Below are 14,461 nucleotides of genomic sequence, written 5' to 3'. Positions count from 1 at the left end.
ATTACCCGCGACGGGGATGCCCAGGGAGGACCCATCACTGGAATCGAGAATCGCTCTCAATGCCAAGGCCGATTCAGTAGCGCGGACGAGACGCGGTCTTTCACGAGCCACCCGGGGGGATGGGGCTGAATCAATGCTTGCGTGGTACATCAGGGTTCCCCAAAGGCAGGCTGCGCTGCCGGTTGTCTTGCTGCTCTTGCCGCTGGCGGATGCGCTCGCGCTCTGCCAATGCTTCTTCACCAATCAACCCGGGCACCGCATCAGTCAGCGCCAGGGCCGCCAGTTCCATCGCCTGCCGTGCAGACGCGGTGGCTATGCCACGCCGTCGATACCGGGATCGATGGGCGTGGTGGGTGGTCACGTCAGTCCTCCATCCCATGCTGACCAGCAGCGCGGCAGGCATTGCGCTCGAGGCGATAGCAGAGCGTGCGCACCTCGCGCGACAGGTCTTGGATTCGATCCGCCTCGGGGACGGTGAGGCGCTTGTCTGCCAGCGCGTCGATACCTGCACCGGCCAGGGCGCCTGTCAGCTTGTGCAGCTCCAGCAGCTTGGCTTGGATCGCGGCCAGCTCATCGGGCCAGCCACCCTCGGGCGGCGGCGGGACGTAGTCGACCATCAGGCCGTACTGGCCTGCGAGGGAGCACACCCAGTCGGTTGCACTCTCCTGCGTGACCACGAACTGCTGCAGATAGTCGGTCAGGATCTCGGCCATCTCCATGGAGATAGACTCACCATCGATGCCTCGCAGCTTCTTGCGCAGCGTCTCGGCCGAGATCGACTTACGCCTGCGCTTGCTGATGTGCCCCGCCGCATCCTGCAGACCCCCCGGGGCGCGGGCCACTGCGTTATGCAGCGCATCCCGCCAGTACAGGTCAGACCGGCGGCAAGTCATGCTTCCCCCTGATTTCTAGCGCATTTCATCGTGGGAGACGGCACCCGGACTGAAGCAACATGATCCGCATGACGAAGACCGCTGAACCCCAACGGCACGTGCGCTTCATCGCAATGCGCCATTTCGATGTCAATCATGGAGTGACGGACATTGCCGCAATCTTCTTTGGATTCGACGCGGCCCCGTTGAGCCCCGCCCTGCGCATAGTCGAGTCGCTCAGCACCACGACTTCGGGCGCAGGTTGCCCCCGTCGCGGCCATCAGTTGGGCACTCCGGTTTGATCGGGCAAACCAAAAACGTCTGGGCGAAGCAGGTGCCTCGACACTCCAGTGACCCTCTCAATAGCCAGCGCATGCTTCGCCGGCACCGGCCGCGATGCCTTGACCCATTGATTCAGTTGCTGGGGCGATACGCCAAGGATTCGGGCCAGCGCCACTTGGCCCCCCTTTGTCTTCTCAACCGCGGTCAGAATTGCGCTCATGCCAGCAGTAAAGCACAGCTTTATCTTTTTTGTAAAGCCCCGGTTTATTGGAAAGTTGTCGGCATCAGCCGATCATCAAGCAATGCTTGACAATAACGAACTAGCCCGGCGCATTCGCTTCGCATTCGAACACTCCCCGCGCGGCACGAAAGCGCGGGTAGCCAAAGAGTGCGGGATCAATCCACAAGCCATTACAGGCTGGGAGCGGAAGGGCGCGATCGACAAAGCCTACATCCCTGCGCTCGCTCGCTATACCGGCCGCCGCGTGGAGTACTTCCTCGATGGTGGCGTGGACGACAAAGAGAGCCAGAGCGACGACGTGCGCGAAGCAATCTCACCGGGTGAGAGACATGCAGGTGAGCATGTGCGTGTCATGCAACTGGATGGGGAAGCCGACATGGGGGACGGACGGATCAATGATGACTACCCGGAGATCATCAAATCGATGGACTTCACACCTGCATACATTCGATCGGTTGTCGGCTTTGTGCCGGCGCCCGGACGACTCGTTCTGGTGACCGGTCGAGGCGACTCTATGATTCCGGTAGTTCAGCCTGGCGAGTCGTTGATTGTCGACACCGGGATCACGTCCTTCGATGGCGACGGCATCTACCTGATCAACACTGGTAACGGCCAACAAATCAAAGCACTGCAGGACCGCGGAGAAGCCGTCTATGTGGTGAGTGCAAACGCGGGCCTGTACCCGGCGTTTCCCCTACCGACAGGGGCACTTATCGGCGGGAAGGTGTACCTGCGAAACCGAATCGACCGGTTGAACTAGCCGGAGCGGCCAAGGCTCATGCGACGGAACTCTGCCCTCAAATTCAAAATTCTGGCACTGGCTGCTACTGCGTGCGCGCTCACTGCGTGCTCGCAGGTGCAGGAGTACCAGTTCAGGTCTGCTGCGCGAGCGTCGTTCGACGATGTTCTATCGGATGCAGAAAGCGCTCGTTTCCGCAAAGAACGGATCGTCTGGTCAAGCACTGAGAAGAATCAGCTCGCGCTCTGCGGTGAGGTGAACGCGAAGAACTTGCTCGGCGCCTATGTTGGCTGGAAGCGCTTCGTCGTAGTTGGACACGCCTCGCCTGCGTCCACACCTGGCCCTTTGATAGAGGACAGCAGCTACCTGCAGGGAAAGTTCAAGGAACAGGGGCGCCTGTACTGTGGATGGCGCTGAGCTAGGCACCAGTTCATAAATCTACGCTTTACATACGAAATAAAGCTGTGGTTTACTTCGCTCGTCAGCAGTGTTGCTGACGGGCGACCGGCGGGTCGTCACCCTGCCGCTCCCCCTCTCGCGGCAGCAGCCGCCCCAGGCAGATGACCCGCCGGCGCCCTCCCTTGACCAGGAGCGCGCCATGTCTCATCGCCACGCCGATCCGAGCCCAACCCTGCTGCCGCTGCTGGCCGTCAAGGCCATGCTGGCGCTGGCAGCCCGCGATCACAGCACCGCCCGGACCCTGTGGACCCGCAGCAAGGGCGAGCACAGCCGCAACCAGCTGCGCCGCTCGCGCCGCATGGGCGTAGCAAGCCTCCGTCTGGAAGCCTGTTCTCGGGATCTGTCGGCTGAGGTGCGGGCATGAACCGCCGCCTCCGCATCACTTGGCTGGCCGTTGTACTTCTGGCCGCCGTCGTCGTGCCGCTGCGCATCGCCGAGATCCACGGCGCCCATACCGAGCGAGCTGCCGCGAAGGCCCGCTGGGCAACCAGCAGTTCGGTGAGGGGCTGACCATGCGCCAGACCTCGCGCCCGCTGCCTGCATCGGTTCCCTCCTGTGGCCACGGCCACCACCCTCAGATCGTCACCACCAGCGGCGCACCGACCGGGCATCGCCTGGGAACGGCTTGCCCCGACCTGGTCCACATCGAGTGCCACCGCTGCGGCATCGCTACCCGGCCCGTGCCGTACAACCGTGCCGCGCTGGCCGAGCTGCGCTGGACCGACAGCACCTTGGCGCACTACCGCATTCCGATCTCCCACCTCGCCCGCCACCGCGGCGAAGTGCTGGCCGAACTCGCCTCAGCCGCCCCTTCCACCTCCATCGCAGCCTGACCAGGAGACACGCCATGGCCGCCGCACTCAAGCCGAAAGAACGCGCCGCGCTGCTGGCAGCGCATGCCGCATCCGACCACGCACTGCACCGCACCCGCGCGGGTTTTGCGCCCAACAACCGGCCGGAGAAGGTCTTCACCCGCCGCGTCATGAACTGGCTGGATGAGCGCGTCCTGGTGCGCTTCGACGACCCAGAGCTTCCGCGTACGGCGACCTTGACCGCCGCCGGCCTTGCCGCTGCCGAGGCAGAGATCGCCAAGGCCCGCGACCTGGCACTGTCCGCATGAGCACTGCAGCAACCCTCCCGGTCGAGCAGCAGTTCGCCACCGGCCACCAGGGCGAGTCGCTGGTGCTGATGGTGTGTCAGGGCTGGATCTGGGCCGGGCTGTACACCGCCGCGCCGCGCGAATCGCTCCTGCAGCTCGCCGCCAGCGCCAGCCGGAGCGTGGGGGTATCGCACAACTCGCTGCGCTTGGGCGGCACGACCTTCCCCCTCAACCGTCTGGCCGCTCAAGCCGCACACCGCTGGCTTGACCGGCAGGGCGTGCGCGTCCGGTCGATCTCCCCCAACCACCGCGCTACGCGCAGCACGAAAGGAATCCACGCATGAGCCGCTCTGTCGTGATCTATGGGCCGCAACGCTGCGGCAAAACCGCCAGCGCGCAGGAGCTGCGCGATCACTTCGGCATGAAGGACGTGCTGGACGACTGGGACGGCCACACGGCCTATCCGTTGGAAGACACGCTGGTGCTGACAAACAACGCTGATGCCGTGGCTCACCAGTCGTCTCGCGTGATGCACCTGGGCAGCGCCATGCGCCAGATGGTTGCAGGAGCGCGCGCATGAGTACTCGCCCCCAGCACACCGGCCGCGCCGACCTGGTACGCAAGGCCCTTGCGCAGTTCCCGCAGGGCGCAACCATCGAACAGCTCAGGACCATCGGTCGCATCAACGCGTCGACCCATGCGATCAGCCACACGCTGACCGGGCTGGCGCGCAGCGGCCACGCAACCTGCGCGCGCTCCGGGCGCACCGGCATCTGGCGCCTCGCAGGCCACGTACAGCACGCCATTGCCCCGCTGCGCGCGGCCGAGCCCCGTGAGCGCAGGACGTACCGCGCCCTGGTCACGGCGCTGCCCGAGAACGGCCGCACGAGTGATGCGTCGACCACCGTGCGGCACAAGGACTACGAGCGCGACCAGCTGGCCGAGGATCTCGCCGCGTTCCGCGCCAAGGGTGGGCGTATCGAGCAGCTGGGCACCACGCCGCTGCGCCCCACGCTGAGCCGGCATGCGGCGAACCACGGCGGCTACATGGATCGCCTGCCCGGCCAGAGCGCGGAGTGACCCAGCGTGAGCAACTCATCCATCACTCCTGAAGACACCGCCACGGCCCGGAAAATTCTCTATGCCACCGGCCCGGCGCACCAGGCGTTCGGCCAGTCGCGTGCGGCTTACTTCGTCATCCCGAGGCGGACGCTTCAGTCGATGCCGGCCGAATGGCAGGAACGTTTCGTGAGCCTGATCGCTGAGGCCAGGGCCTCTCTGCCAGCAGATGGCTTTCCGACGTACCAGGCCACCCGGCTCAACGACGGCCGGTATGCCAGTGACCCCCATCGCCGCTACCGCCACACCGGGCCTCTGCCCGCACTTCCGGCTAGCGCCACGCCCGTCGCGCCTAAAGACCCTTTGGCTGGCGCATTCGTCTATCCACCCACCGATTTTTAGCAGCGCCACAACCGCAACCACCACCCCGTCAATCAAGGAACGACCATTGAACGCCATCACCATCCGTACCAAGGGCGATGCTGAAATCCAGCTCTCCCTCCCTCCCACCTCCATCAACGGCTTCATCGAGCTTGCCGCCGAGCAGGTGGCCGCTCAGGGCGTGGTGGCCCTCGGCCACACGAAGCTGTTTGCCGATGGCACCAGTGCCGCCGGCAACGACCCGCGCACCGACCACGTCGCGGTGATCGACCACGTCACGGGCCTCATGTGGGCGGTCAAGTCCATCGGCGACAGCGACGGCGACCCGATGAGCCAGGCCGACTGCGACAAAGCCTGCAGCGAGCTGCGTCTGCTCGGCCACGACGACTGGCGCCTGCCCACCCGTGCCGAGCTGTCGGCCCTGGTCGATGAAACCCGGCACGAGCCGGCCATCGATACCGCTCTGTTCCCCGGCGTGCTGCCGCGCTGGCACTGGTCCAGCACGGCGGCCGCCTGGTCCTCGGCGTCCGCGTGGCTCGTCGGTTTCGACTCCGGCGACGTCGGCGACAGCCCCCGCCTCAACTTCGGGTTCGCGTTGGCCGTGCGTCGTGCCGGTCAGTAATTGGCCCTTTTGATCCTTTCCCTGGAGCAACCATGAACCCCATCACCCTCAAGAAGATCGGCGCCGACCGCAACCAACTGCCGGACGACTCCACCGACCACGTCGCCGTGTTCCTGCCGGACTACGGCCTGACCTTCACCGCCACCAGCATCGTGGACAGCGACGTTCCGCACGCCGACTGCGAGGCCGCCGCCAAGGCCCTGGACCTGCTCGGCCACACGGACTGGGATCTGCCGACCATCGAGGAGCTGCAGCTGCTGATCGACCGAAGCCGCTACTCGCCGGCCATCAACACGGAATTCTTCAAGGGCATCCAGAACGACTGGTACTGGTCGAAGACCCCGGCCGCCTGGTCCTCGGCGTCCGCGTGGGGCGTCGATTTCCACTACGGCGGCGTCGGCAGCTACCGCCGCAACAGCGGCGGGTTCGCGTTGGCCGTGCGTCGTGCCGGTCAGTGATTTGATTTTCTGCTGAGGCTTTCCCGATGACCTCCCGATTCCAGCCCCCACCCATCATCAAGGCCGCCGAACGCATGGCGGTCGAGATTGAGAACGCCGTTCGCCGGTTCGCCCGCTACCACCGCTACCAGATCGGTAGCGATCTGCGCGCGCGTGCCCAGCAGGTGTTCATCAACGCCAACAACGCCTGGCGTGAGCGCGCTGAGCAGGCGCGATGGGTGGCGGTGCTGGTACGGGATATCGATGCCCTCAAGCAGCTCCTGCAGATTGGCAAGGGGGTTGGCGCCTTCGCCAGCTTCCGCCAGTTCGAAATGCTTATCCGCCTGGCAGAACAGCTGGGCTCACAGGCTGGCGGCTGGCGCCGCCACCTGGCTAGCTCCTCCCATGTCCAGAATGCGCAAGCCGATGGCGCCGCGCAGCGTGGCAAGAAACTGAGTACCCGTACCGCCCTCGCGGGGGCGAACTCATGACGAAGCCGCGCTATCCGCATCCGGGCTGCGCGGCCTGGTCGCAAGTGTACGGGGAGGCGGCCGCCTGGTCCTCGGCGTCCGCGTGGAACGTCAATTTCAACAACGGCAACGTCAACAACAACCACCGCAACAACAACGGGTTCGCGTTGGCCGTGCGTCGTGCCGGTGAGTTTCAGGGAGAGGTAAGCCTGCAGGAGTTGTATCAGGCATGGCGGCGCGCCCGCCGCCAGAAGGTTCCGAGCTTCAACCAGCTGCGATTCGACCACCGCTGGGCAGACGGTCTGCTGCAGCTGCAGCGCGAGCTGCTGGCCGGCACCTGGGCACCACGCCCGTCGACGTGCTTTGTGGCCACGCGCCCCAAGGCGCGCGAGATCCACGCGCCGGACTTCGCCGACCGCGTGGTGCACCACTGGCTGGTGCCGCAGCTGGAGGCGATGTGGGAGCCGACGTTCATCCACGACAGCTACGCCAACCGCAAGGGCCGCGGCAGCCACGCGGCCGTGCGCCGGGCCCAGCAGTTCGTGCGCCAGGTGCAGAGCGGCCAGGGTGGCGGCTGGTATCTGCAGCTGGACGTGGCGAACTTCTTCAACAGCATCCACAGGCCAACCCTGTGGCGGATGCTGCGCACGAAGCTACAGCGCCAGGGCGCGCCGCAGGTGGTCCAGCAGGCCACGCACGCGCTGCTACGCCGCTCGCCGCTGCATGCCGGCGTCCAGTACCGGGCAACGGCCGCCGAGCAGGCCCAGGTGCCGCCCCACAAGCGACTGGCGAATGCACCGGCCGGCCGTGGCCTGCCCATCGGCAACCTGTCCAGCCAGTTCTTCGCCAATGTCTACCTGGACGCGCTGGACCAGTTCGCCAAGCACGTGCTCAAGGCCAAGCGCTACCTGCGCTATGTCGATGACTTCGTGCTGTTCCATCACGACCGCGAGCAGCTGGCGGCTTGGCGTGACCAGATCGAGGACTTCCTGCGGGATCGGCTCGGCCTGAGCCTGAAAGCCGAGCAGAAGCTCTGCCGCCTCACGGACGGCCTGGACTTCCTCGGTTACGTGATCTACCCGACCCATACCCTTGCGCGCCGCCGCGTGGTTGGGCACCTGCACACGGCGCTGGCCGAGTGGGAGGGGAAGCACGTCCAGGGCGACCAGCTGCGCGCCACTCCGCCGGACTTCCGTGACTTGGCCTGCCGCATCGCCAGCTTCGCCGGCCACCTCCAGCACGCCAGCAGCCACCGGCTCATGCGGCGCGTCCACAACAGATTCCCGTGGCTGCGATCAGCAGCCCAGCCCCGGAGGTTCAGCCACAAGGCCGAGCGCCGGATCCACTCCTTCCAATGGCACCAGCACAAGGAAACTGCATGAACAACAATATGGCAGAGCGCGCCAGCGAGCGCCTGGACGCACAGATCGCCGATGCCCTGTTCGGGCAGCCGGGCATGAGCAAGATGGACGTGGCCAACCGGTTGCGCGAGCTGCGTGGGGATGGCGCTCCGGTGCTGTCCGATACCGGAATTCCGACATCGCCCTCCACGGCCGGTCAGGGGGATGCCCTGGCCGAAGCCGCACGCCGCGTAGTCAGCGACATTGATAGCGACGACTACCACGGCGAGATTTCGGAAGCGACCTATGCGGCGCTGCAATCCGCCCTCGCCGCCCGCCAGCCGGTGGGGCAGGAGCCGGTGACGGTTGTTGTGCCGGGCGCGCCCGCCAGCTGCAAGAACTGCGGCGGCACCGATTTGGAGTGGTTCGCCCATGTGCGGAATCACAGCGACGTGCAGCATGGACGGCTGATCGCGCACGACATGTCGGCGGTGTTCGTGCTGGGCTGCAACGAGTGTTCCGAAACGCTCCTGGTGGTCAAGGCAGATGACATTGCCACGCTGTTGAACGCCGCCCCGCCCGCGCAGGCCGTAGCCCCCGAGGCCGCACTGCTCTCAGAAGAGCGCGCGCACGGCGAGACCATCGACCAGCGCGACCGCTACCACGAAGTGGCCGACGAGCTGGCCGCCCACATCGCAGCCATCACTGGCACGGATATTGGCGAGCACAGCAGCGCAAACTGCCCCTGGCAGAACGCTATCGAAGCCGCCGAGGGATACAAGCCCGCGCAGGCCGTGGACCTGGGGCAGTTCCGGGAGGCAGTGGAAGCCCAGCACGCTGCCCTTATGAGTTCGTGGTGTGGCGATCCTGAAACCAAGGCGGCAGCGGATGCGCAGCGTGACCGCCTGCTGGCCCTGATCGACAGCAAGGCGGTGGGCCAGCCGGAGGAAGCATCCCGCGTATCGGAACTGCATTCTGCTATCAAACATGTAACTGATGCTGCAAAGAAGCTGCAGCAAGTTGCAGCCGACGTGCAGTTGAGTCTTAAGGCGGTGGGCAATGGCTGACAACGAGACACGCGTCTATCGATTCAAGGACCGCAGCACCGGGAAGGAGGCCTCAGTGGCCGTGACCGTGAACTGGGATGAGCTTGCGATGGAGCTGGGATTCCGTGCGCTGCGAGCAAAGGGCGATAAAGCCGTATCGCTTAATGGTGCAGTGGAAGCAAAGGTGGCGCGCAATGGCTGACCATCCGAGCCTCAACGACCGCGCCGTGGCCGCTCTCGCCGCAGTGGCTGCCATGGACCACGACATAGGCACCGACGATCCCGAGCGCCACATCGTGTGGCAGCTGAAGAACCAGGCCTGTGGAGTACTTGCTGATGCGTTCGTGCGCGCACACAACCTTGCCTATCTGGCTGAAACAGTCCGGCGCGACATGAAGGCAGTGGTGGCCGATACCCGAAAAAAGGAAATCACCAATGGCTGACCCAAAGCTCACCTACGCCGTCGAGCAGCGCCTGCGCTTAATCGACTTCCTGTTGGCGCGATATGGCCACGTCAATCGCAGCGCCCTTATGGACTACTTCGGCATCAGCATGCCGCAGGCGTCTCTCGATCTGAGGCACTACCAGGAAATCGCTGGCAGCGAGCAGATGCGCTACGACGCCACGACCAAGGCTTACGTCTGCGATGCGGGGTTCAAACGATGCTGGCCCTGATCTGCCGCTGGCTTGGGCACGGCCGAGATTGGCCCGAGATGGAAGCGTGCGGCCGTTGCGGCGCGCATATGCCACTGGAAGACCGAGAGGACTCCGCCAATGGCTGACCACCTCGCAACCATGGCCGTGCGGTTCGCCATCGTGCTGGGCGTGTTCCTGTTCGGCATCACCGCACTGTGGCTGGGGTGGCAGGCTAGAAGGGCCGCAGCCTGGTGCTGGCGGAGGTGCGCTCATGGCTGAGGCACAGCGCGAGCTCGTGATGCACCGGGAGATCGGGATGGACCTCGCAGAGCGTATCGTCCTCGACCTGCTGAAAGGCGGCTGGTCGCGGCAGTCGCTACGGAAGCACGAGGCGGCCGGGCCGACCCCGTGCGGAACCGCCTTCTATCTGTTGCGGGATGGCGGAATTGCCCTCGCCTACTTCCCCATCACGGACTTTACTGACGTGAACGGGCGCGGCCTGTGCTTCTCGATCCGTGAGTTGTATCCGCCGGTCCACAAGTCTGCGCACGGCGATGTCGAGAGCCTGGTGCCTTTCGCGGTGGGTGACCAGGTTCTCTCGATGGACCGCCATCTGTGTGGTTCGTGGCACTACGAGGATGAAGTGCGGGCCAGCGGGTGGAACCTTTTGAGTCCCGTTTTCACGGTCGTCGCCGTGCGGCCACGTCCGGGACACCACACACAGTTCGGCGGCAGGGACTACTACCAGGTGAAGATTAAAGACCGCGTGGGCGGTGGCGGGGGCTTCCACGACCTTGTGCCCATCGCCGGCAGGCCGTGGCAGATGCGTGGCGAGGGAGAGTGCCTGATCCGCGTACTACCCACCGCCTTGACCGTCGCGGCCCCTCCTCGGGCGCTGCCGGCCCAGCTGGATCTGTTCGCATGAATCTTTCATCTTCCCTGGGAGCTGGTGCGGCGGCATTCTCCGCAGACGCCGCCATGCCGCCAGTGCTCAAGATCCGCAAGGTGAAGCACGATCTCGCAAGTTACGGCCACCTGCGCACGGTGCTGGAGTTCTCCAAATGGGCGCATGAGCAGTCACGCTTCCCGACCATCGACGCCGTATGCACCAGGTTCAACGTGCACCGATCAACCGCCTATCGGTGGACCAATGCCCTTGCGGCTGCCTATGGGATAGATCCACCTCCACGCTCAGGCCAGGGGGCTCGATGATCGGAGAAGTTCTCCAGTTTCAGGATCTACAGGAACTCTGCCGTCCTGGCGAACGACCGCGCCTGTCCACTGTGGAGGCGTGGGCTCGCAAAGAAGGGATTCGCTACAGGTACGACGGCAAGGGCGGCATCTGGACCACCGCTGCCGCGATGAATGCGGCACTCGGCCTGCTGCAGGCCTCCAACGACACTTATGGAAACGACGTCATCTGATGGCACCTCGACCGAGAAAGCACAATCCATCAATCCCGCCGCACATAGACCAGGCGAAGATCCCCAAGGGAATGTACTGGGATGCGACCGGCCGTGGGCGATGGTACGTGCTGGAGACGTCGACGGGCATCGACGGGCCTAGGAAAACACGCCGCACAGTCGCCGGCCCAGATGCGAAGCTGTCCGAGCTGCACAGCATCATGGAGACGGGCGAGAACACGGGGACCGTGGAATGGGTATGCGCTCAGTATCACGACAGCGCCAAGTTCAAGGGCCTGGCCGCAGGCACCCGTGACGACTATGAGTCGGCGCGGAACGTGCTGATCAACTATCCCACCAACCTTGGCGTGCCGTTCGGCAAGCTCCAGGTGGCAAAGCTGCGCAACCACAACTTCCAGCGCTTGGTCGACAAGATCGAATCGGCAGGAACGCCCACCAAGGCGAACAAAGTCCTGCGCTATTCGCGCCTAGTGTTCCGCTGGGCGCTCAATCGTGGAATCGTTGACCACAATCCCGCACAGGGGCTTGAACAGGCGAAGGAGCGCAAGCGCCAGCGTCTTCCTGCCGATGCAGCCTATGCGAAGTTGCTGGCATTCGCACATGAGCGCTCCATGCGAACGGCGAGGACCGAGGGTTCGGTGCCGGCCTATCTGTGGATGATCATGGAGCTGGGCTACCTATGCAGACTGCGAGGCATTGAGACGCTCACGCTGACCGAGGCGCAAGGCACGACCGAGGGGTTGCACACGAATCGCCGGAAGCGCAGCCGTGACAACGTGGTGGAGTGGACCCCGCGGCTGCGGAGCGCATGGGATGCTGCGATCGCGCGCCGTGAAGCCATCATCGAGCGCCACAGGTTGCCAGTGCAACTACGGACCGATCAGCGCCACCTGTTCCTTGCAGAGCACGGCGAGCCCCTCCAAAAGACCAGCTTGGATAGCGCCTGGCAGCGCTTCATCCAGCTCGCAATCAGCTCTGGGGTCATCGTGGTAGAGGAACGCTTCAGCCTGCACGACCTCAAGCGGAAAGGCGGCACGGATACTGCCGGCAACCGCGCAGAGAGACAGGATGCCCTGGGCGTCACTGACGCGATGATGAAGGTCTACGACAAGAGCGTGCCGAAAGTGAAGCCGGCTGGTACTGAGTAGCTTTTGCGAGGATCTTCGCCCAGGAAAGAACGGATACGCGGCACATATAATCCCCCCATCGACAGAAAGGAAGGAGCTGAGCTGATGTTCGCGCAGATAAGGGATCAGGAAGACCCGAGCCCCAACGAATTGGAAGCCCTCAGGGCCTGTACGGAGGAAGCGAAGCAGCTGGTTGAAATTACCTGGAGGCTGCTCACCAAGCTCAACTACCAACAAACTATTCGCAGTTATACCTCGCTACCACTTTTACTATGCGCATTGGACCGCGCTTGGGCGTTCTACGAACTGGCTGCGAGTCCGAGAGGTTATCAAGGAGCTGCCACACTCTTTCGCCCTATGGTTGAGACTTTCCTGAGGGGCGCATTCCTCGCAGGCCCAGCGCAGGACGATGAAGTCCTGTACTTCCGTAAGAATGACGAGCTGAAGAAGCGCTTCCCGGTTCGACCAACCCCTGATAACCGGAAAAAGCAGCTCGGCGCAAAGGAGCTAGTGGAAATTGTTGCGGATTCGTTCGGCGCGGAACTCGGCGAACGATTGCGACTAGCCGTGCAGAGCGATTGGGACGATTGGCATGGAATTGTCCACGGCGGACGGCTTGTTGTTGCCATGTACCGCGGCGGCCCAGATGAGAACGGCCAAGTTGGTGCTGCGCCCATGCAGCAACGCCCCCCAGTTGCCGGGCTCATCAACTTCATAGGGCACGTTGCTTGCTTTGTCTGTCTCATCCCCCTAGCTGCAGGCCAGGTTGCCGACCACGTCGCCGACGAGGAAACTCTCGGCCTTGTCGCGGCAGGACGCGTCGCCAACGATGCTTTCTTCGCTAAATGGGGGCGCACTGAGTAGCAAGGGCGCGACACCATTTCCCGTGCATAGGGCAAGGGGCAAGCACTTCGTTTGCGGAGTTTTACGGAGGGAATTACGGAGGCGATGAAAAAAGCGCCACTCGGGCGCTTTAAGTCATTGATTGCATTGGTGGGCCGTGATGGATTCGAACCATCGACCAAAAGATTAAAAGTCTTCTGCTCTACCGACTGAGCTAACGGCCCATTGCACTGCCCCAGCCTTTCGGCGGGGTGGGCATTCTACCCTACTTTGCCGGGCCGGGTGAAACCCTGGTGCGTCGAGGTTGCCGGCCAGCGGCCGGCACTACCCCGATCTGGGCCGCCGGCTTAAACCTTCCGGGCCTCCGTCGCATCCCATCTGTGATCCTTCCCCGGAGCCACGGATGCGCCTGCCCTTCTGCCTCATTGCCGCCCTGCTTGTGCCCTGCGCAGCACTGGCCGCCCCGCCCCAGGTCGTCACTGATGATATCGGCCGCTTCTGGGCTACCTATGACGCCGTGCGCACCGAGCCCGACGTTGAACGCCAGGTCGCACTGGTGCAGGAGCGCTACATCGATCCAGGCAGCCCCGGCCTGCATGCGCTGATGCAGGTCCGCAACTACACCGCCCGCGAATACGCCACGGCCATGCGTACGTGGCCGCGCTTCTGGACGTCGGTACGGCCATTGACCGCCAACGCGCAGCAGGCCAGCGCCACACTGGAACGGGACCTGACTGCCTTCCGTACGCTCTACCCCGCCCTGCGCCCTGCCACCATCACCTATGCGGTCGGTGTTCTGCGTACCGGCGGCACGACGCTGGGTGACAAGGTGCTGATCGGAGCGGAGATGGCGCTGGGCGATGAGCGCGTGGACGTGAGCGAGCTGCCGGAGCCGATGCGCAGCCGCCTGCGGATCTTCTACGACAGCCGTCCGGGGGCGAACAACGCGCAGAACAACCTGCACGAGTACGTGCATACGCAGCAGCGCGAGACCACCGGCAGCCTGGCCCAGTACGCGGTGCGCGAGGGTGTGGCCGAGTATGTGGCGGAGCGACTGAGTGGGCGCCGGCCGGCATTATCCTTCTACGACTACGGCGCAACACACGAAGCGGAAATCCGCACACGCTTCATTGCTGAGATGAACGGGGAAAATCTCGACAACTGGCTCTACAACAGCGCCCGCAATCCGTTCGGGGTGAGTGATGTGGGGTACTACGCCGGGTATCGCATCGCGCAGGGGTACATGCGGCAGCAGGCCGATGAGAAGGCGGGCATCGCGCGGATGATCGAGCTGGACTATGCCGATCCGAAGGCGGTGCGGGCGTTTATTGAAGCATCTGGGTGGTTGCGGCAGCGGTAGCGCCGGGCCATGCCCTGCGGACAG

At 64.3% G+C, this 14,461-nt stretch carries 27 protein-coding genes and 1 tRNA gene; 25 read left to right on the top strand and 3 right to left on the bottom strand.

Features of this window, described 5'->3' with window-relative positions; genetic code table 11:
• Positions 1-130 precede the first annotated feature (130 nt).
• Together V3B64_RS16870 and V3B64_RS16865 are read right to left on the bottom strand one after the other, a co-directional pair.
• Positions 131-361, bottom strand: a complete 231-nt coding sequence (locus tag V3B64_RS16870; RefSeq protein WP_329914542.1) for a hypothetical protein — start codon at positions 359-361, stop codon at positions 131-133.
• 1 nt (position 362) lies between these two features.
• Positions 363-842: a hypothetical protein gene (locus tag V3B64_RS16865; RefSeq protein ID WP_329914541.1), complete on the bottom strand. Its 480-nt coding sequence runs from the start codon at positions 840-842 to the stop codon at positions 363-365.
• A 530-nt stretch (positions 843-1,372) separates the two neighbouring features.
• On the opposite strand from V3B64_RS16865, the gene V3B64_RS16860 reads away from it, so the two are divergent.
• The 24 genes from V3B64_RS16860 (at position 1,373) to V3B64_RS16745 (ending at position 13,098) form a co-directional block, all read left to right on the top strand.
• Positions 1,373-2,155: a S24 family peptidase gene (locus V3B64_RS16860; RefSeq protein WP_329914540.1), complete on the top strand. Its 783-nt coding sequence runs from the start codon at positions 1,373-1,375 to the stop codon at positions 2,153-2,155.
• A gap of 18 nt (positions 2,156-2,173) precedes the next feature.
• Entirely contained in the window at positions 2,174-2,551 is a 378-nt protein-coding gene (locus tag V3B64_RS16855) for a hypothetical protein (protein WP_329914539.1), read from the top strand.
• 181 nt (positions 2,552-2,732) lie between these two features.
• Entirely contained in the window at positions 2,733-2,957 is a 225-nt protein-coding gene (locus V3B64_RS16850; RefSeq protein ID WP_329914538.1) for a hypothetical protein, read from the top strand.
• The gene (locus tag V3B64_RS16845) at positions 2,954-3,103 is read left to right on the top strand and encodes a hypothetical protein (RefSeq protein WP_329914537.1); all 150 of its coding nucleotides are present in this window, start codon (positions 2,954-2,956) and stop codon (positions 3,101-3,103) included. The genes V3B64_RS16850 and V3B64_RS16845 overlap by 4 nt, the downstream gene beginning before the upstream one ends.
• 2 nt (positions 3,104-3,105) lie before the next feature.
• Positions 3,106-3,426, top strand: a complete 321-nt coding sequence (locus V3B64_RS16840) for a hypothetical protein (protein WP_329914536.1) — start codon at positions 3,106-3,108, stop codon at positions 3,424-3,426.
• A 14-nt stretch (positions 3,427-3,440) separates the two neighbouring features.
• Positions 3,441-3,713, top strand: coding sequence for a hypothetical protein (locus V3B64_RS16835; RefSeq protein ID WP_329914535.1), 273 nt, complete (start codon positions 3,441-3,443; stop codon positions 3,711-3,713).
• A complete protein-coding gene (locus tag V3B64_RS16830; protein ID WP_197585596.1) occupies positions 3,710-4,036 on the top strand; it encodes a hypothetical protein in 327 nt (108 codons plus the stop codon). The genes V3B64_RS16835 and V3B64_RS16830 overlap by 4 nt, the downstream gene beginning before the upstream one ends.
• Positions 4,033-4,272 carry a hypothetical protein gene (locus V3B64_RS16825; RefSeq protein ID WP_329914534.1) on the top strand — a complete coding sequence of 80 codons (240 nt, stop codon included), beginning with the start codon at positions 4,033-4,035 and terminating at the stop codon, positions 4,270-4,272. Before V3B64_RS16830 ends, V3B64_RS16825 begins: the two co-directional genes overlap by 4 nt.
• Positions 4,269-4,772 carry a hypothetical protein gene (locus V3B64_RS16820; RefSeq protein WP_329914533.1) on the top strand — a complete coding sequence of 168 codons (504 nt, stop codon included), beginning with the start codon at positions 4,269-4,271 and terminating at the stop codon, positions 4,770-4,772. The genes V3B64_RS16825 and V3B64_RS16820 overlap by 4 nt, the downstream gene beginning before the upstream one ends.
• A 6-nt stretch (positions 4,773-4,778) precedes the next feature.
• Positions 4,779-5,153 (top strand): hypothetical protein, encoded by a 375-nt coding sequence (locus V3B64_RS16815; RefSeq protein WP_329914532.1) that lies wholly within the window; start codon positions 4,779-4,781, stop codon positions 5,151-5,153.
• A gap of 46 nt (positions 5,154-5,199) precedes the next feature.
• The gene (locus tag V3B64_RS16810) at positions 5,200-5,754 is read left to right on the top strand and encodes a DUF1566 domain-containing protein (protein WP_329914531.1); all 555 of its coding nucleotides are present in this window, start codon (positions 5,200-5,202) and stop codon (positions 5,752-5,754) included.
• A 32-nt stretch (positions 5,755-5,786) separates the two neighbouring features.
• On the top strand, positions 5,787-6,212 hold the full coding sequence (locus tag V3B64_RS16805) for a DUF1566 domain-containing protein (protein WP_329914530.1): 426 nt from the start codon (positions 5,787-5,789) through the stop codon (positions 6,210-6,212).
• Positions 6,213-6,238: 26 nt separating this feature from the next.
• On the top strand, positions 6,239-6,682 hold the full coding sequence (locus V3B64_RS16800) for a four helix bundle protein (RefSeq protein ID WP_329914529.1): 444 nt from the start codon (positions 6,239-6,241) through the stop codon (positions 6,680-6,682).
• A complete protein-coding gene (locus tag V3B64_RS16795; RefSeq protein ID WP_329914528.1) occupies positions 6,679-8,043 on the top strand; it encodes an RNA-directed DNA polymerase in 1,365 nt (454 codons plus the stop codon). Before V3B64_RS16800 ends, V3B64_RS16795 begins: the two co-directional genes overlap by 4 nt.
• Positions 8,040-9,068 (top strand): hypothetical protein, encoded by a 1,029-nt coding sequence (locus V3B64_RS16790; RefSeq protein ID WP_329914527.1) that lies wholly within the window; start codon positions 8,040-8,042, stop codon positions 9,066-9,068. The genes V3B64_RS16795 and V3B64_RS16790 overlap by 4 nt, the downstream gene beginning before the upstream one ends.
• Positions 9,061-9,249 (top strand): hypothetical protein, encoded by a 189-nt coding sequence (locus V3B64_RS16785; RefSeq protein ID WP_329914526.1) that lies wholly within the window; start codon positions 9,061-9,063, stop codon positions 9,247-9,249. The genes V3B64_RS16790 and V3B64_RS16785 overlap by 8 nt, the downstream gene beginning before the upstream one ends.
• Entirely contained in the window at positions 9,242-9,490 is a 249-nt protein-coding gene (locus V3B64_RS16780) for a hypothetical protein (RefSeq protein ID WP_329914525.1), read from the top strand. Before V3B64_RS16785 ends, V3B64_RS16780 begins: the two co-directional genes overlap by 8 nt.
• Complete coding sequence (locus tag V3B64_RS16775; protein WP_329914524.1) at positions 9,483-9,722, top strand: hypothetical protein; 240 nt, start codon at positions 9,483-9,485, stop codon at positions 9,720-9,722. Before V3B64_RS16780 ends, V3B64_RS16775 begins: the two co-directional genes overlap by 8 nt.
• Positions 9,723-9,821: 99 nt before the next feature.
• On the top strand, positions 9,822-9,962 hold the full coding sequence (locus tag V3B64_RS16770; RefSeq protein ID WP_329914523.1) for a hypothetical protein: 141 nt from the start codon (positions 9,822-9,824) through the stop codon (positions 9,960-9,962).
• Positions 9,955-10,608 carry a hypothetical protein gene (locus V3B64_RS16765; RefSeq protein ID WP_329914522.1) on the top strand — a complete coding sequence of 218 codons (654 nt, stop codon included), beginning with the start codon at positions 9,955-9,957 and terminating at the stop codon, positions 10,606-10,608. Before V3B64_RS16770 ends, V3B64_RS16765 begins: the two co-directional genes overlap by 8 nt.
• Positions 10,605-10,895, top strand: a complete 291-nt coding sequence (locus tag V3B64_RS16760) for a hypothetical protein (RefSeq protein WP_329914521.1) — start codon at positions 10,605-10,607, stop codon at positions 10,893-10,895. Before V3B64_RS16765 ends, V3B64_RS16760 begins: the two co-directional genes overlap by 4 nt.
• Positions 10,892-11,107, top strand: a complete 216-nt coding sequence (locus V3B64_RS16755; RefSeq protein WP_329914520.1) for a hypothetical protein — start codon at positions 10,892-10,894, stop codon at positions 11,105-11,107. Before V3B64_RS16760 ends, V3B64_RS16755 begins: the two co-directional genes overlap by 4 nt.
• Complete coding sequence (locus tag V3B64_RS16750; protein ID WP_329914519.1) at positions 11,107-12,255, top strand: integrase; 1,149 nt, start codon at positions 11,107-11,109, stop codon at positions 12,253-12,255. The genes V3B64_RS16755 and V3B64_RS16750 overlap by 1 nt, the downstream gene beginning before the upstream one ends.
• Positions 12,256-12,339: 84 nt before the next feature.
• Complete coding sequence (locus tag V3B64_RS16745) at positions 12,340-13,098, top strand: hypothetical protein (RefSeq protein ID WP_329914518.1); 759 nt, start codon at positions 12,340-12,342, stop codon at positions 13,096-13,098.
• Positions 13,099-13,225: 127 nt separating this feature from the next.
• Here the strand turns inward: V3B64_RS16745 and V3B64_RS16740 are convergent.
• Positions 13,226-13,301 (bottom strand) — tRNA-Lys (locus V3B64_RS16740).
• A 179-nt stretch (positions 13,302-13,480) separates the two neighbouring features.
• Between V3B64_RS16740 and V3B64_RS16735 the strand changes: the two genes are divergently transcribed.
• Positions 13,481-14,437 carry a DUF2268 domain-containing putative Zn-dependent protease gene (locus V3B64_RS16735; RefSeq protein ID WP_121504680.1) on the top strand — a complete coding sequence of 319 codons (957 nt, stop codon included), beginning with the start codon at positions 13,481-13,483 and terminating at the stop codon, positions 14,435-14,437.
• The last annotated feature ends 24 nt before the right edge of the window (positions 14,438-14,461 follow it).

It is taken from the genome of Stenotrophomonas sp. SMYL86 (assembly GCF_036320025.1).
Taxonomy (GTDB): Bacteria; Pseudomonadota; Gammaproteobacteria; order Xanthomonadales; family Xanthomonadaceae; genus Stenotrophomonas; species Stenotrophomonas maltophilia_A.
Note: the sequence above shows the minus strand (reverse complement) of the source record. Positions and strands in the feature narration are given on the sequence as shown.